The following is a 15,323-nucleotide window of genomic DNA, read 5'->3' on the forward strand; positions in this document are numbered from 1 at the left end:
CATTTCTATACTGATTTGTTGTCAATGATTTGGAGCGAGTAAATGGGGACGCAATCAAACAAACTCACCCGACGCACATTATTACGCGGAGCCAGCGCCGCATTGGCTTTGCCGTGGCTCGAAGCGATGGCGCCGTTGGCGAGTTTCGCGAACTCCGGTCAAAATGGGCTAGATGAGCAAGCGCCGGTTCGCATGGCGGCGCTGTTTATGCCCAATGGCGTTTACCCCAAAATGTGGACGCCCGATTCTGACGGACATGACTTTGAACTGTCCCCTTCTCTCTTGCCTCTCAAAAATTTAAAAGACGATATTCTGGTTCTAACGAACCTTTGGAACGCAGGCAGCAATACCGGCGATGGTCATTACGTCAAAGCAGCGGGCTTTCTCACCTGCCGTACCATCAACAAAACCGTGGGCGTTGACCTCAACAGCAACGGCATTTCGGTTGACCAACTCGCCGCGCTTCATACCAAAACCAAGACGCCGATCGCATCCTTAGAACTCGGGACGGAACCCGTCCACACCGGCGTCGACGTCAACGTCGGCTATACCCGCGTATACGGCGGACACATCGCCTGGCGAACGCCCACCAGTCCGCTTGCGAAAGAGATTAGCCCCCGTTTGGTCTATGAACGCATGTTCCGCGCCAGCCAACTTGGCCCTACAGACGCACGCGACGATATGCCGTTGCTCGACTTGGTTCTTGAAGATGCAAACCAATTACGCCGCCAGTTGGGCGCATCCGACAAAAACCGCATGGATGAATACTTACATTCCGTCCGTTCGCTTGAAGAGCGAATCGAACGCGCCAACAGCCCTGATGAAGAAACATGGGAGCCGCGCGCTGCGTTTGATCCAGAAGAAATGCCGCCGGAGGGCGTTCCCAAAGAACACGCTGAGCATGTCCGCTTGATGATGGACTTGATGGTGTTGGCGTTTCAGACTGATTCAACTCGAGTTTGCACCTTCATGTTCGGAAACTCGGTTAGCAACAAGAACTTCTCGTTTGTTGAGGGCGTCGACGGCGCTCACCATTCGATTTCACATCATCAAAAAGACAAAGACAAACTACGCCAGTATCAACTTATTAACCAATGGCATGTCGAGCAATATGGGTACCTACTCAACCGCTTAAAGCAAATCAAAGAAGGCGAAAAGACCTTGCTCGATAACTCAATGATTCTATTTGGCTCCGGTCTCAGCGATGGCGACCGTCACGACCCTCATAATTTACCCATCATCATAGGTGGACGCGGCGGCGGCAGAATCAAGACCGGGTTCCACAATAAATATGGCAAAGACACGCCGCTCGCCAATTTATATGTATCCATGATGGATGCGTTCGGCGCTCCTGTCGAACGCTTTGCCGACAGCACGGGCCATCTACCCGGCGTTTTGGTTTAAAGCCCCCCCTCGTTCCACCATTTCTCTATCGTACGACAGAGAGCAATTCTTATTAAATTCCTAAAATTTACCTTGACATTCAATCGGTTTTTTCATTCAATAGATAGTATAGATAGTTTTATCTACACAACTTAAATCTGGGGAGGTCACATAGTATGAAAAAATTAGGTATGGTAATGCTCGGTGTATGCGTTTTTGCAGCATCCGGCGTAATAGCGCAAGATGCACCTCTTTCGCTTAGCGCTGGTTGGGCGAACGCAGCGCCAACCATCGACGGCATTGTAAACTTGGATGAGTATGCAACCGCCGCTCGCATCAGTATTAATGCTCTCGATGAAACACCACCAGGCGTCAGCACGACAGATGCCGGTCTAGTCGGCGGCCCGAATGCCGACGGCAAACAATCCATCGAAGATTCAAGCGCGTTGGTCTATATCATGAACGACGGCGAAAATTTTTATCTCGCTTTCGATATCACTGATGATGTGAATGACACCAGCCGCACGGATGGAAATCATCGCAAAGATGGCATCGAAGTTCGCATCGATTCGGATAACAACGACACGGATGATCGTGAAGAAGGCATTGATGTCTACCCCACCCTCATGCGTGACGGAGCAACCGCTGACTTTAATGCAGATATTTCTGAAGTGGTATTTACAGAAAAATCTGACGGCACAGGCTTCATGGCTGAATTTCGTGTTAGCGCGCAAACATTCGCCGATATCATCGGTTTCGATGTCGCCATTAACGACAGTGATGACGGTGACGTAGCCGATCGCGACACCCAGTATCGCTGGACTGGTATTGATGACGCCTCCTGGAACGACCCATTCAAATGGGGCGACCTGACTCTGGCCACCGGCCCTGGCAACGGCGTATTTGGCCGCATGGTCTCAGGTCAAGCGACCTCAGCGCCGACTCTAGACGGCGTGTTAAATGCTGGCGAATGGTCGGGCGCAACGATGATCGCTTGGGACGCCAATGACGAAATTCGCCCTGGCGTCACCACCGAAGACGCGGGCGTCGTTGGCGGTCAATTCGGCAACGGTAAACAGACTTATGAAGATTCACATGCTGTTGCGTACATCATGAATGATGAAGAGTGGTTCTATCTGGCTGTTGACGTCACAGACGATGTCTTGGACTTCAGCCGCACCGAAGGAAACCATCTTAAAGACAGCATCGAACTTCGCATCGATCCCGATTTCAACAAATCTGCGGAGCGCGAAGACGGCGTCGACATTTTTCCGACGTTTATTGGCGACGGCAGTCTTGATGCTGATGGAAGCAATGACATATCAAACGGCGTCACAGTGCTCAAACCAGACGGAACGGGCTTTATCTTAGAGTTCCGCGCCAGCATGAGCGTTATGGCCCCGGTAATTGGCTTTGATATCGGCATTAACGATAGTGATGATCCAGCGGTGCAAAACCGCGACACTCAATACCGCATCTATGGCGCAGATGATTCATCATGGAACAATCCAACGATGTGGGGCGAGTTAGTTCTTTACTCGTCAAGCGTTGATTCAACCGTTTGGGAAAAATACTAATTCTCAATCTTGATTGGATTCAAAAAGCCCGGGAGCAATTCCCGGGCTTTTTTTTATGCATTTAAAAACCAATCTCCCCGGCTAAAGCCGTGAATGAAAGAGCCTACCGAAAAACATCGCAAAGTCTGCGTTCCCCCTGTTTGTACTGGAGGCGTCTATCACTTAGGAAAGCCAATTGTTATCAATGAATTCATAGTGGGATTTTGAATTACCGTCGGTGCGGCATGGTTCCAATAAACGGTCAACTCATCAATGGTTTGGTAATCGCCGAAGCCAAAATGCAACGTTGAAGTCGATTGAGAAATATAACTTGAACCGCCGTCGACAATTCGCGTCCAGTGATTGTCACTTTTTCTAGCGACCACTCGAACGCCGTAGGTTTGGGCGCTTGATCCAAGTAATTTCACATTCAACCAATTCTTACCCTGCGTCTTATTTTCAAGCAAGACAGGCTTCGCATCGATGCAATTGACGACAATGTCCATATCGCCGTCATTATCGAAATCCAACATTGCCGAACCACGTCCCGATTCCATGCGAATACCGCTGGGTAGGCTCGGCCCTGTCACATCGATAAACTGTTTGCCTAGGTTCTGATAGAATGAAACGCCTTGCCGATAGGTATGGGTCAGGTCCATTTCATCCACTTGTGGATATATATGCCCATTGGCGGTAAACACATCCAACCATCCGTCAGCGTTAAAGTCGCACCAATTGGTTCCCCATGTGACTTTGAGAAAGCTTGGGTTCAGCAGGCCAACGATTCCGGTCACATCGTGCAACATGCCTTTTCCATCGTTGCGGTATATAAGGTCTGTCTGATTGACGTAAGAGGTGACAAATAAATCCATAAAACCGTCGTTGTCGTAGTCGCCCGGCGACATCCCCATGCTGGCGTGTTCCTGTCCGTTGGCGGTAAAAGCGCCGCCGGAAAAATAGCTGACATCTTCAAAAAAACCGTTATTGTTCTGAAACACAAAGTTATATGTCGTGTCGTTGGTCACATACAAATCGAGGTCGCCATCGTTTTCCATGTCGAATGCGACCGCCCCCATTGCTCTGCCGTTCGTCGAATTCAGGCCAAAGTCTCCCATAACATCTTTGAAGGTCCCATCGCCTTGATTGAAGTACATCCGGTCAGGTTGTGCGTCAAAATCCAATGGATGGACAAAAACGGAAACGCCGTAAAAGTCGCCGCGGCGTTCTGCATCGCGTACAGGATCAAAATCGACGTAATTTCCTGCATAAATATCCAGAAAACCATCTTTATTAAAATCGCCCACTGTGAGAGCGGCGCAATATCCGCCGTCGCCGACGCCCGCTGAGTCGGTCGCGTCGTGAAACGTACCGTCGCCCTTGTTGATATAAAGCGTATTGCGACCGAAGTTTCCGACGTATAAATCTAACCAGCCATCGTTGTTGACATCGCCAAAAACGGCCCCCATTGAATAGCCCAAATCGCCGACGCCTGCTTCAAGCGTTACATCGACAAACTGTCCCTGATCGTTACGGAACAAATAATTCCTGAAATTGCTATCTGGTTTTACCGCATCAGGCCGCCCGTTTGAAAAATAAATGTCATCATCGCCGTCATTGTCATAATCGCCGACAGCGACGCCTGACCCCATCGCGTCTAGTATCCAACGTTTGTCGGGGTGGCCTAAGCGATGCTGAAACGCCATTAACCCGCTTTGCTCTGACGCATCGACGAAATGAAATTTGCCCGGTGCAACTTCTTTAAGCGCACCTTTCTTTAAATGATTGGAGCGCTCTTTATTTTTCTCGCCGCTATCGGCGGTTACTTGTTTTGATTCTTCCGTTGAGGCCGATTTCAACTCTGCTTGAGCCATTGTAGTTGGCGACGCCTCTATTTCATCAATCATTTTTTTCAAGGCTTTTAACGGTTCTGATTCAGGATAAACCGAAAGAGCCGCAACGACGATTTTTTCACATTCTTCATATCGTTTTAATGCAAACAACGATCCTGCGACAATCTTCATATAATATTCCGTTGAGCGCATCCGTTTGTCTGAAACGATTTTTAAATACGCTAGACTTTTCTCAAACCGTTTCTGAATATACTCAATCTGCCCTAATAACAACAATATTTGGTTGTTAGCGTTTCCGTTTTCAACTAAACGCGTGAGATGTTTATAGGCAAGATCGTTTCGTCCGACTTGGCAATACTCCAACGAAATTTCAAGCGTTTCTTGGGGAGAAAGAGCATTTTGGCGGTTAAACAGCTCGAAAATTCGCACCAGTTTGGATTTTCCCCAATCGTTTAGATAGGCGCCGATCGCCCGGACCTTCTCAAGTTCATCTTTTTTCTTTTGCCTCGAAAGGCTCAGCAGTAATTGATTGTAGGCTTTTTGATGAAACGGTTGTATTTGGATCACTTTACGCAAATATTGTTCAGCTTTTTCGGGTTTGTTATCGAGGTTTTCTAACAGGCCCAACTCATAAAATACAAGTCGGTGGTTTGGTTCGAGACGAACGACTTCAAGCAAGATCCGACGCGCTTCGTCATACTTGCCTTCTTTTGACAGTACCGCCCCTTTGAGAAAAAGCGCATCAATATGCCCAGGTTCGAGTTCAAGCAACCGTGCGATCCAGAGATTGGCGTCTTCAAACTGATTATTTGAATAACCAACGATGCAAGCACGATGCAGCAGCAGAAGGTTGTTTGAATCTTCAGCAACCATCTGCTTCATTAAAGTAATCCCATCTTCAACGCGGTCAGTCTGACAATAGCAGCGGGACAATTGAGAGCCAATCATCGAATGTTGATTGGCTTTGTTATAAAGTTGTTTAACAAATTCCATCCAACTGTCATTGTAAACAACTTTCTGCAGAGCTGCGTCAATATTCCGCAAATCGTCACCAATCAACTCGGCCTGAATTGCATCAAGGGCTTGAAACCCTTTTTGTGGATTCCTGGACTCAATCGCGGTCACAAGTTCATCCACAACGAGGGATTGGTTGTATTGCGCCCAGAGATTTTCGGTTGAAATCAACAATATGAAAACTGGTAATACAAAGATTATACGTCGCATTCTATCTCCCCGATTCATGTGAAAGAAACAGTTTCGCACATCTAATTCAAGCACTTTAGTCAAGTATAACCGCGATCAGAATTAAGAACTACATTTAGCCAAACACAAATCGCCCGGAAGGTTATCCCGGGCGATTGTTCGTTTGATTACAGAGACTAGGCTTTGGCTAATACAGATGAATGCTGTTGAATTTTTCGGATCGCGACTGCGATTTGTTCCATATCTGACTTCTCGCCTAACAACATAAACTGCAAGAACCAGATTGCTTCTTCACACAAACGATCATTTTCAGGGAGATGATTGTTCTTAAACCAGCGATTAATATACTCTTTACCATAAATGGTTTGATAGCCTGCTGAATTGAGGCTTTCATCTAAAAATGGCTCTTTGTTCAAAGGAGAGTAACCCGTCGAGCAGGGGATGCCTTCCTTCTGCATTGCCGATTTGAATTTATCTCTCGGCAACCCCGAAAATTCTTTTGGATCATAACGCAGCATGTATAAGTGATACGCGCTTTGCGTAACGCCGTCATAGAGTTTCGCAGGATGGATTCCCGCAATCGGATCGAGCAAAGACGTTAGGTAATCGGCGTTATCGCTACGCCGCTTGGCTTGCGCTTCAATTCGCGTCATTTGTTGTGTGAGTATCGCGCCCTGAAACTCGGTCATGCGCGCATTGACGCCGTTATGGAGATATTGAAATCCATAAGTGTTCTTTCGCTCGCGGCCATTGCTATGAAACGAAAAACACCGGTCCATCAGTTCTTCATTTGAACCCGTAATGGCGCCGCCTTCGCCGCCGCTTAAATTTTTCGTCACTTGAAAACTAAAACACCCAAGGTCGCCAATGGTCCCAACCTTCTTGCCGCGCCATTCCGCCAGGTGCGCCTGACAGGCGTCTTCAAGAACTGGAATGTTATGCTTTTTGGCAACGGCCAGAATCTTGTCCAGATCAGCAGGATAGCCTCCCAGATGAACAGGGATAATGCACTTGGTCCGCTCGGTGATCGCCGCTTCGATCTTCGTTGCATCAATCTGAAACGATGCGCGGTCTGTGTCAACGAACACCGGAACCGCATGTTGCAGAAGAATGACGTTCACGCTGGCGACGAAAGTGTAAGGCGAAACGATGACTTCATCGCCGGGGCCGACGCCGAGAGCGTTGAGCGAGCTGAATAGCGCCGTCGTCCCGCTGGATGTCGCAATGCAATCGCGGGCGCCAAGCATTGCGGCATATTCGCGCTCAAAGGTTTTGACATAATCGCCATTGAGACGACACCAGCCTTTTTTCTCTAACACATCGCTCCAAACGTTTTTGTCGTTGGCCTGAATTTGCGGCCAGGAAGCAAACGAAGCCTTGCGCACAGGAGCGCCGCCCAATGCGGCGGGTTTTGCAGACTCTTGCGAAATTCCCCAAGGGGAAGACGTCGCAGCCAACGCGGCCCCAACGGCGGAGCGGCGCAAAAACGTACGGCGGTTTGGTTTTGTACTCATGGGTTGATCTCCTCAATCGCGGCAAAAAATATACCTATCTTCTCTCTATGCTATCAGATACTCTAAAATGGAACCAGAGAAATAAAAACAAAGTGGAGATGGGACAATGAAAGCATATCGACTTTTTCCATTGATTCTTTTGACTGTCGTAACATTCAACGCAGCGGCGTATGAAGCAGGCATCGCAAAAGTCGTCATCACGCCGCAAGATAAAATTTGGATGGCGGGTTACGCAGCCCGCAATCACCCGGCGGAAGGCGTCGAACATGATCTCTACGCCAAAGCGCTCACATTGAAAGACGACGAAGGTTCAATGGTAACCATGGTCACTATCGACCTGCTCGGCGTGACCTCAGAAATGACGCAGGCGATTTCAACTCAAGTCGAAGAAAAAACCGGGATGCCCGCGTCAAACCTGATGCTGACTTCGTCTCATACGCACAGCGGCCCGGTGGTTCGCAAAAACCTGAACGATATGTACGATCTGTCTGATGAACAAAAAACGCTAATCGCGTCCTACACGGATACATTAATCAAAAACATCATCCAAGCCGTTTTGCAATCACAGCAAAACCTTCAACCCGTTTCGTTATCGTATGGAACTGGTGAAGCGACATTCGCTATTAACCGTCGTGAATACACACTACAGGGTGTAAGAATTGGGCTGAACCCTATCGCCCCCGTCGATCACGACGTCCCGGTTTTGTCGATTCAAAATTCTGACGGCAAAGTCATCGGCATGGTATTCGGCTACGCCTGCCACAACACCACGATGGATTTTTACCAATACTGCGGCGATTATGCAGGGTTCGCCCAATTGGAACTTGAGCGTTTATATCCTGACGCGACCGCCATGTTTTGGAGCGGATGCGGCGGCGACGCCAACCCGAACCCGCGCCGCGAACTCGATCACGCCAAGTCTCATGGACGCGAATTAGCGGTAGCGGTTGCGTCTGTATTGAACGCACCAATGAAAAACCTAGACGGTTCCCTTCAAGTCAATTCATCCACAATTGACCTGCAATTAACCCCTGCTCCTAGCCGGGAAGAAATTGAACAGCAACGCGAGAGTTCAAATAAATACATACAAAGCCGGGCGCGAAATCTCTTGCAGACGCTGGTTTCTAAAGGATCAATATCCGAGACGTATCCCTATCCGATTCAAGTGTGGAAAATTGGCGAATTGACCTGGGTGGCCTTGGCGGGCGAAGTAGTCGTTGATTATGCGCTTCGCTTTAAGCATGAGTATGGCCGCGAGACGACTTGGGTGATTGCCTACGCCAACGATGTGTTCGCCTACATCCCGTCTCTGCGCGTGTTGCGTGAAGGCGGATATGAATCCGAGACATCAATGATTTACTATGGCTTACACGGCCCCTGGGCGGAAACCGTCGAGCAATCCATCGTCGATGAAGTCGACCAGTTGGTTTCTGAAATCAACTCGAAGCCATCTCAAAAACAATGATTACAAAAGAGTATTAAAACTCATGAACAATTGACAAACCAATTTTGGCATGGGTGCAACTCTGGGAGAGCCTGTGCATAAGGGCCTGAAAGCCCGCACTGAAGCAAGCAGAGTTATACCCATGCCATACACAGCGAACGATCAGGTATTTCTAGATGGCTTCTAACTCTTACTTCTTTGGCAACGCCCGCGTCGCGCCAGTCGAGATGCCGCCGTCAACCAACAGCGTCTGCCCGGTGATATATTCGCTGGCGTCCGAAGCAAGAAAGACAACCGTACCATCAAGATCGTGCGGTTGTCCGGGGCGTTTTAAAGGGATGCGGTCGCAGAGGTATTCAACCCATTCCTCGTTCTCATACATCATGGCGTTCTGAGTGGTTTTGAACCAACCCGGCGCCAGGCAATTGACTGTTATTCCATTGACGCCCCAATCGTCGGCAAGACTCATGGTCAGTTGTTTGACGCCGCCGCGGCTGGCGCAATAGGGCGCGAGGCCCGCATAGCCCGCCACGCATGTCACCGAGCCGATATTGATAATGCGTCCGTATTTTTTTTCGATCATAGACTTCGCGACCGCTTGCGAAACAAAAAACGTCCCGCGCAAATTGGCGTCGAGCACGAAGTTCCAATCATCCCAAGTGACTTCCATCGCGGGCTTGCGGCGGTTGCAACCTGCGTTGTTCACAAGAATGTCGATCTTGCCGTAATGATTAACTGCCGTGTTAACGGCGGACACAATGCTATCCTGCTTGGTTACGTCTAACTCGACGGCAAACGCTTTTCGCCCAAGCGATTCGATTTCTTGCTGAAAGGGCTTTAACGATTCCAGCGCACGGCTGGTGATGACTAAATCTGCGCCCGCGTTGGCTAGAGCGCGTCCCATGTACTGTCCTAAACCACGGCTGGTTCCCGTAACAAGCGCAACTTTTCCCGTCAAATCAAACATTGAAGTATTCATCTAGATCAATCCTATGCCTGTTCTGGCTGTAATATCACTTTCATCAATCCGGCTTCTTTTTTGTACAACCTCTGAAACCACTCCGCCCCATCGCTCAGCGGCGCGACGGCGCTCATCAGCGGCTCGACCTGGATGGCGCCACTGGCGATCAGGTCTAAGCAAGCGGGATATTCGCCTTTAGACGCGCACGAACCTTGCAGGCGAATTTCACGGGTCACGACAGATTGCAACGGCAGTTCGATGCTTGGCGAAAGGTTGCCAACCAGCGTCACCGCCCCGCCCTTGCGAACCGAATGGATCGCAGTCGCAACCGGCGCGGTCGCCCCGACAGCTTCAATGGCGACGTCTGCTCCGCGCCCGCCCGTCATCTCTTTGATTGATGCAATCGCGTTTTCGTCATTGGCCAAAAGCCCAATTGTCGCGCCAAGAGATTTCGCGAGTTGCAGTTTATTCTCATCCAGATCAATCGCAATCACAGTGCCGCAGCCAGCGGCGCGCAGCGCTTGTATAACCAATAAACCAATCATGCCCGCGCCGACCACTACCGCCGTATCGTTCAATGAAACCGGCGTGATTTCGACTGCATGAACAGCGATAGAGACAGGTTCCACAAACGCCGCCTGTTCAAATGAGATCGTATCCGGCAAGCGGTAGACGATGCGTTCGGGCACAGCCAGATAATCAGCGAATGCGCCGTGTCGGCGGTAATCCTCGCAGGAGACGCCGAGTACGCGGCGGTCGTCGCACAAGTTGATTTCGCCGCGACGGCAATGCCAGCAGGCGCCGCAATAGACGGTCGAATCAAAGGTGACGCGGTCGCCGCGTTTCCATTGTCGCACTTTAGCGCCAACAGCAGCAATCACGCCGGAGGCCTCGTGTCCCATCACAATCGGAGGGCGGCGGCGCCCGGTGGAACCGTCCATTCCGTGCACGTCGCTTCCGCAAACGCCGCAGGCTTTGATCGCAATCAAGACCTCGTCTTCGCCAGGCTCAGGCTGCGAAATTTCTTGTATTTCAAATTCGTTATATTCTTTCAGCATTAAGGCCTTCATCGCTTTTTGTCTTTCACTCCAGGCTTCGAGCGCGGACCAACGCGGCTCATGTCAATCGGCTGAAACCCTAGATCCAATGCGGGTGAATTTTCTTTTAAGCGAAAATCAAAGTTGTCCACGTCAACAAACATCGGGTCGGCGTAAACGGAATGTTGGTCTTTGCCCTGCTTACGCCATTCGTCAATCGACATACCATTGAATTCAACATCGCTCAGCGGTTGAGTGGGATTAAAAAATACATTCCAATCCATCGTGAACGTACTTTTGGCTTCACGAACGCCGCTGTCATTTTTCGGATGAAAATAAAAATCATACGTTTCGTCTTTCCATTTATTATCGAGCAGTTCGCCCTCTTTCCAGTAAATGATGTTGTTCTCGAAGAAGACGCTCTGATGAGGCTCGACCCGGCTGCGGCTCAGTTGCTGTAGCTTCCCCAAAGCAAAAACATTATTGCGCACGGTCACTTCTTTGCAAAAATGAATGTTATATCCAGCGAACTTGGTGTTGTAAACAATATTGTTTTCGATTAATAAATGGCTGGAACCTTCATCGTTATAAATTCCCCACCCGCCGTAATGGTTGGCGTTGACGTCGTGAATCAAGTTGTTGCGCAATACCGAACCGGGCGACAGGCCGAGCGTGTAAATCGCCCCCATGTCGGAGAGCAGCCCCTGACCGATGTCATGTATATGATTAAATTCCACCACATTGTCGCGGCTGATGCTGGGCTGATAACCCCAACTCCACCCCAACGAAACACCCGTGTACCAGCCGTGATGAATTTCATTATGCGCTACGCGGTTGCCTTGGGTGTTCATTAATAACACGCCGACGGCGGAGGGATACTCTTCGCCAAAATACTCAATCACATTGTCGTTGATTGTATTGAAACCTGTGCGCATGAGCGGCGAGCTGTCATACGAGCCGCCGTTCACGCGAAAACCGCCCGCGCCAATGTGATGAATGTGGTTCGATAGAAATTTGTTGTTGGTACAGCCTGTTGAAATATCGACTGTGAAGGTCCCGAGTTTCGAAATCTCGCAGTGTTGAATCACGCAATTTTTCGCGCCGATCATGGTGATCGCCGCCGGGACGCTGGACGAACCCTGGCGATCATTTGAGTTGCCGACCGGCAGTTCAAAATTAGTATACTCAAACGCCAGATTTTCAATATTGATATTTTCAACAAAACGGCGGTTGGCGGGGTCGCCTTCATAACGGATAAACTCCGGCAATGATGGCGCGATCACTTCGGCTTTGTTTAAATCTTCTCCCGGCATTGGAATGATTGACAAGACGCCCGTTTTTTTATTGAGATACCACTCGCCAGGTTGGTCTAAACCTTCAAACACATTCTCGACGATATAGCGGGCGCCGTTGCTGGAAAAATCATCCGTGAACACTTTGCCCGCTTTGTGTTTGAAGGTCACGATGCGCTTGTCGGCGTCGACGGATTGAATCGGCAAATGCGAATCCGTCCAGAAGTGATAAACAATGACTTCGACGTCTTGCAGGTTTGTCCAGTTTGGGTCAATATCGCCGTCAGCATATTCAAAGCGCTGGCAATCGGTGTGATAGTGAACCTCGCGACCGCCGTCGGGGAACCCGGCCACAATCTTGAAGCCATCATTGGGAACCCGCGCGCGGCCTCGCTTTTCTCCATTCACAAATAATTCGCGAAATGACCAAACGCCGCTTTTGACTTCTGGGATTTCAGCCGTCCAGATTCCATTGTCCTGTTTCGTCCAGCCAGTGATCGCCTTGCCGCCGCGCAAGATGGGTTTTTCATTTTTGTATGAAGTAATTGTCAGCGGCGCGTTATCTGCACCTGAATCACCTGGCGCAAACACAATCGGTTCGTCCATTTCATATACGCCGCCGCGAAGATAAATCGTGTAGGCGCGTTCGGCGCCGTCTTCTCGCAATGAGCGGACTTCTTCTAAGGCGCGGTTGACGGTTGCGAATGCGCTTCGTAAATTTTTCCCCGATGCGGCGTCATCGCCATCAGGTGAGATATAGAAAACGGTTTCTTTCGCGGCGAATGAATCTACAATGCAAAACTGCATGAGGAACAGCAGGATGGTAAGTCGCGTCCATGTACGCATTTTTCGCTCCCAATCAGAGATGTTTATATGAATATAGTTTGCCAGAAAAACAGCGGGAGCGAAAGCGCGTACTCAAGCCTACAAGAGAATCAAACCTCTTCTGGAACCACGTACGGCGCCCTGTATTCACGTTTGACTAGCCGATTGGCTTCGTCATTATTAACAAAGCGTTCTTGTTTCGGATCAAATGTGAGTTTTTGATTGCCGACGCGATGCGACACGCTCGCCAAGTGAATCAACGCCGCGCTGTAATGCCCAATCTCGATGTCAGCATTTGGAAGATCGCGAGACCGAATACAATCAATAAAGTTTTGCTTATGCGGATCAGGGTTTTGATAGTCAGGAAAACGCCCCGGCTCTTGCGCAACGACTTCGCCGTCATTCGAAAAGATCTGCCAGCCGCCGCCGTGGCGCCCCATCATCATCATGCCTTTTGTGCCATACAGTTCGATGCGCGTTGCGCTTTGGAACCACAGCGGGTACGAATCGCCCATACGAATTTCACTGGGCGTCTTTTTCATATACGGCGACCATTGCGTTAATTCAAAGGTCATCACCAGATCGTCGTCGTATTCATAAGACGTGACTAATGTGTCAGGCGTTTCGCGGTCATCTTTGAAGGCGTACTTTCCGCCGCTGCTATGCACAGCGGTGGGATGATCTTTGCCGATCAACATACGGGCGAGGTCAAGCTGATGAGCGCCGTCATCGGCGAGGTCGTCTGCGGTAAAATCCCAAAACATTTTCCATCCGCTGACCACGTCTTTGTTATAAGGACGCATCGGCGCCGGGCCGAGCCAGTAGTCATAATTGAAGCCTCCCGGCGGTTCGCTGTCCGGCCCAATTGTAAACGGCCCACCGGGCTTCATGTTGAAAACTTTGCAAAGATGCACATCGCCCAACTTGCCGCTTTGAATATACTCCAACGCTTTGTGGTTATACTCCGCGCTGCGGTTTTGGGTGCCGCATTGTACCACGCGCTTATATTTGCGCGCGGCTTCGACCATCTTGCGGCCTTCCCAGATGTTGTGAGAGATGGGCTTTTCGACGTAGACGTCTTTGCCCGCTTGGCAGGCGAATACCGCCGCCGGACCGTGCCAATGGTCCGGCGTGGCGATTATGGCGGCGTCGATGTCTTTATCGTCGAATGCGTCATTCATTTCCGGTGAGAGGATTGGTTTTTGATCGCGGGCGTTTTCAATAAACGCCGCCATGTCATGCAATTCGCCGCGCTTCTGGTTCACGTCGCACAGCATTTTGACGTCTATCTCATCAAACTTGATAAAGCCGCGCAGCAGGCTGGTGTTGCGCCCGCCGATGCCAATGCCCGCCAACACGATGCGTTCATTCGCGCCCATGACGCGACGACTTTGCGCAGCCGTTAACGCGGCGGCGGATGCGTGGGAAAGAAAGGTTCGTCGTTTCATCCTATCACCTGCTTTGGTTTACTTTTTGAGCATTGCATCGGCCAACCAGCCAAATGCAACTGCCGAAGCGATGAAACATAATCCCCCGCCGACGGAGTCTCCTCTTATACAAAAAAGACATGCAAAGGCAAGGCTTAAAATACCCACAATTGTTGAACCAATACACGCCCAACCGATCAAGCCTTCAGGAGAAAAAGAAAGCAAACTCATTACAAATCGAATCGCGAGAACAATAATGCCCATGAATATCAATAATGAAAGCAGAGGCATTACGATATTTGATATTGCATATCCAGTATCAACATCCATTTTATTTCTCCAAGGGGGATTACTTGTCGTTTAACTAACCGAGGCGGCTCCTGCGACAGCAACTTCATGGTCTTTTTCTACGGTGTCGCCTGACACGCCAATCGCGCCGATGATCTCGCCCGCTTTGTTTTTAATGGGGACGCCGCCGGGAAACGTAATCAGTCCGCCGTTGGAATGTTCGATGCAATAAAGCGGCCCGCCGGGTTGCGAAAGTCCGCCGATGGCGCCGGTTTCCATATCAAAAAAGCGCGCGGTCTTGGCTTTTTTAAGAGCGATGTCAATCGAGCCTAACCAGGCGCCGTCCATACGCGCGAAAGCTTTCAAATTCGCGCCTGCGTCAACAATGGCGATGTCCATTTTGGCGCCGATTTCTGTGGATTTTTCGATAGCGGCGGTTACGGCGTTACGGGCTTGTTCTAAGGTAATGTCTGACATAGGTTTGATTCCTCCATAAGGTTTGGGGCATAGTGTACCGAAGCCCCAAGCAATGTCAAACGAAAA

The 15,323-nt window shown here is 49.8% G+C and carries 11 protein-coding genes; 3 read left to right on the plus strand and 8 right to left on the minus strand.

Features of this window, described 5'->3' with window-relative positions:
* Window positions 1–42: 42 nt before the first annotated feature.
* Together P9L94_09510 and P9L94_09515 are read left to right on the plus strand one after the other, a co-directional pair.
* On the plus strand, window positions 43–1,404 hold the full coding sequence (locus P9L94_09510; GenBank protein ID MDP8244304.1) for a DUF1552 domain-containing protein: 1,362 nt from the start codon (window positions 43–45) through the stop codon (window positions 1,402–1,404).
* A 155-nt stretch (window positions 1,405–1,559) separates the two neighbouring features.
* A complete protein-coding gene (locus P9L94_09515) occupies window positions 1,560–2,960 on the plus strand; it encodes a sugar-binding protein (protein ID MDP8244305.1) in 1,401 nt (466 codons plus the stop codon).
* Between the two features lie 158 nt (window positions 2,961–3,118).
* Here the strand turns inward: P9L94_09515 and P9L94_09520 are convergent, their stop codons facing one another.
* On the minus strand, window positions 3,119–6,013 hold the full coding sequence (locus P9L94_09520) for an FG-GAP-like repeat-containing protein (GenBank protein MDP8244306.1): 2,895 nt from the start codon (window positions 6,011–6,013) through the stop codon (window positions 3,119–3,121).
* A gap of 155 nt (window positions 6,014–6,168) precedes the next feature.
* The gene (locus P9L94_09525; GenBank protein MDP8244307.1) at window positions 6,169–7,506 is read right to left on the minus strand and encodes a DegT/DnrJ/EryC1/StrS family aminotransferase; all 1,338 of its coding nucleotides are present in this window, start codon (window positions 7,504–7,506) and stop codon (window positions 6,169–6,171) included.
* Between the two features lie 106 nt (window positions 7,507–7,612).
* Between P9L94_09525 and P9L94_09530 the strand changes: the two genes are divergently transcribed.
* Window positions 7,613–8,971 (plus strand): neutral/alkaline non-lysosomal ceramidase N-terminal domain-containing protein, encoded by a 1,359-nt coding sequence (locus P9L94_09530; protein ID MDP8244308.1) that lies wholly within the window; start codon window positions 7,613–7,615, stop codon window positions 8,969–8,971.
* Between the two features lie 169 nt (window positions 8,972–9,140).
* Here P9L94_09530 and P9L94_09535 read toward each other — a convergent pair whose 3' ends face one another.
* The 6 genes from P9L94_09535 to P9L94_09560 form a co-directional block, all read right to left on the minus strand.
* Complete coding sequence (locus P9L94_09535) at window positions 9,141–9,929, minus strand: glucose 1-dehydrogenase (protein MDP8244309.1); 789 nt, start codon at window positions 9,927–9,929, stop codon at window positions 9,141–9,143.
* Window positions 9,930–9,940: 11 nt separating this feature from the next.
* Window positions 9,941–10,969: a galactitol-1-phosphate 5-dehydrogenase gene (locus tag P9L94_09540; GenBank protein MDP8244310.1), complete on the minus strand. Its 1,029-nt coding sequence runs from the start codon at window positions 10,967–10,969 to the stop codon at window positions 9,941–9,943.
* Between the two features lie 8 nt (window positions 10,970–10,977).
* A complete protein-coding gene (locus P9L94_09545; protein MDP8244311.1) occupies window positions 10,978–13,086 on the minus strand; it encodes a right-handed parallel beta-helix repeat-containing protein in 2,109 nt (702 codons plus the stop codon).
* An 89-nt stretch (window positions 13,087–13,175) separates the two neighbouring features.
* A complete protein-coding gene (locus P9L94_09550) occupies window positions 13,176–14,513 on the minus strand; it encodes a Gfo/Idh/MocA family oxidoreductase (protein MDP8244312.1) in 1,338 nt (445 codons plus the stop codon).
* Between the two features lie 18 nt (window positions 14,514–14,531).
* A complete protein-coding gene (locus tag P9L94_09555; protein MDP8244313.1) occupies window positions 14,532–14,822 on the minus strand; it encodes a hypothetical protein in 291 nt (96 codons plus the stop codon).
* Between the two features lie 30 nt (window positions 14,823–14,852).
* Window positions 14,853–15,257, minus strand: a complete 405-nt coding sequence (locus P9L94_09560; GenBank protein MDP8244314.1) for a heme-binding protein — start codon at window positions 15,255–15,257, stop codon at window positions 14,853–14,855.
* Window positions 15,258–15,323 lie beyond the last annotated feature (66 nt).

The organism is Candidatus Hinthialibacter antarcticus (assembly GCA_030765645.1).
Taxonomy (GTDB): domain Bacteria; phylum Hinthialibacterota; class Hinthialibacteria; order Hinthialibacterales; family Hinthialibacteraceae; genus Hinthialibacter; species Hinthialibacter antarcticus.

Excerpts from the sequence above, each read along its gene's own strand:
- P9L94_09510 (MDP8244304.1), top strand. The coding sequence starts at position 43 with ATGGGGACGCAATCAAACAAACTCACCCGACGCACATTATTACGCGGA.
- P9L94_09515 (MDP8244305.1), top strand. The coding sequence starts at position 1,560 with ATGAAAAAATTAGGTATGGTAATGCTCGGTGTATGCGTTTTTGCAGCA.
- P9L94_09520 (MDP8244306.1), bottom strand. The coding sequence starts at position 6,013 with ATGCGACGTATAATCTTTGTATTACCAGTTTTCATATTGTTGATTTCA.
- P9L94_09525 (MDP8244307.1), bottom strand. The coding sequence starts at position 7,506 with ATGAGTACAAAACCAAACCGCCGTACGTTTTTGCGCCGCTCCGCCGTT.
- P9L94_09530 (MDP8244308.1), top strand. The coding sequence starts at position 7,613 with ATGAAAGCATATCGACTTTTTCCATTGATTCTTTTGACTGTCGTAACA.
- P9L94_09535 (MDP8244309.1), bottom strand. The coding sequence starts at position 9,929 with ATGAATACTTCAATGTTTGATTTGACGGGAAAAGTTGCGCTTGTTACG.
- P9L94_09540 (MDP8244310.1), bottom strand. The coding sequence starts at position 10,969 with ATGCTGAAAGAATATAACGAATTTGAAATACAAGAAATTTCGCAGCCT.
- P9L94_09545 (MDP8244311.1), bottom strand. The coding sequence starts at position 13,086 with ATGCGTACATGGACGCGACTTACCATCCTGCTGTTCCTCATGCAGTTT.
- P9L94_09550 (MDP8244312.1), bottom strand. The coding sequence starts at position 14,513 with ATGAAACGACGAACCTTTCTTTCCCACGCATCCGCCGCCGCGTTAACG.
- P9L94_09555 (MDP8244313.1), bottom strand. The coding sequence starts at position 14,822 with ATGGATGTTGATACTGGATATGCAATATCAAATATCGTAATGCCTCTG.
- P9L94_09560 (MDP8244314.1), bottom strand. The coding sequence starts at position 15,257 with ATGTCAGACATTACCTTAGAACAAGCCCGTAACGCCGTAACCGCCGCT.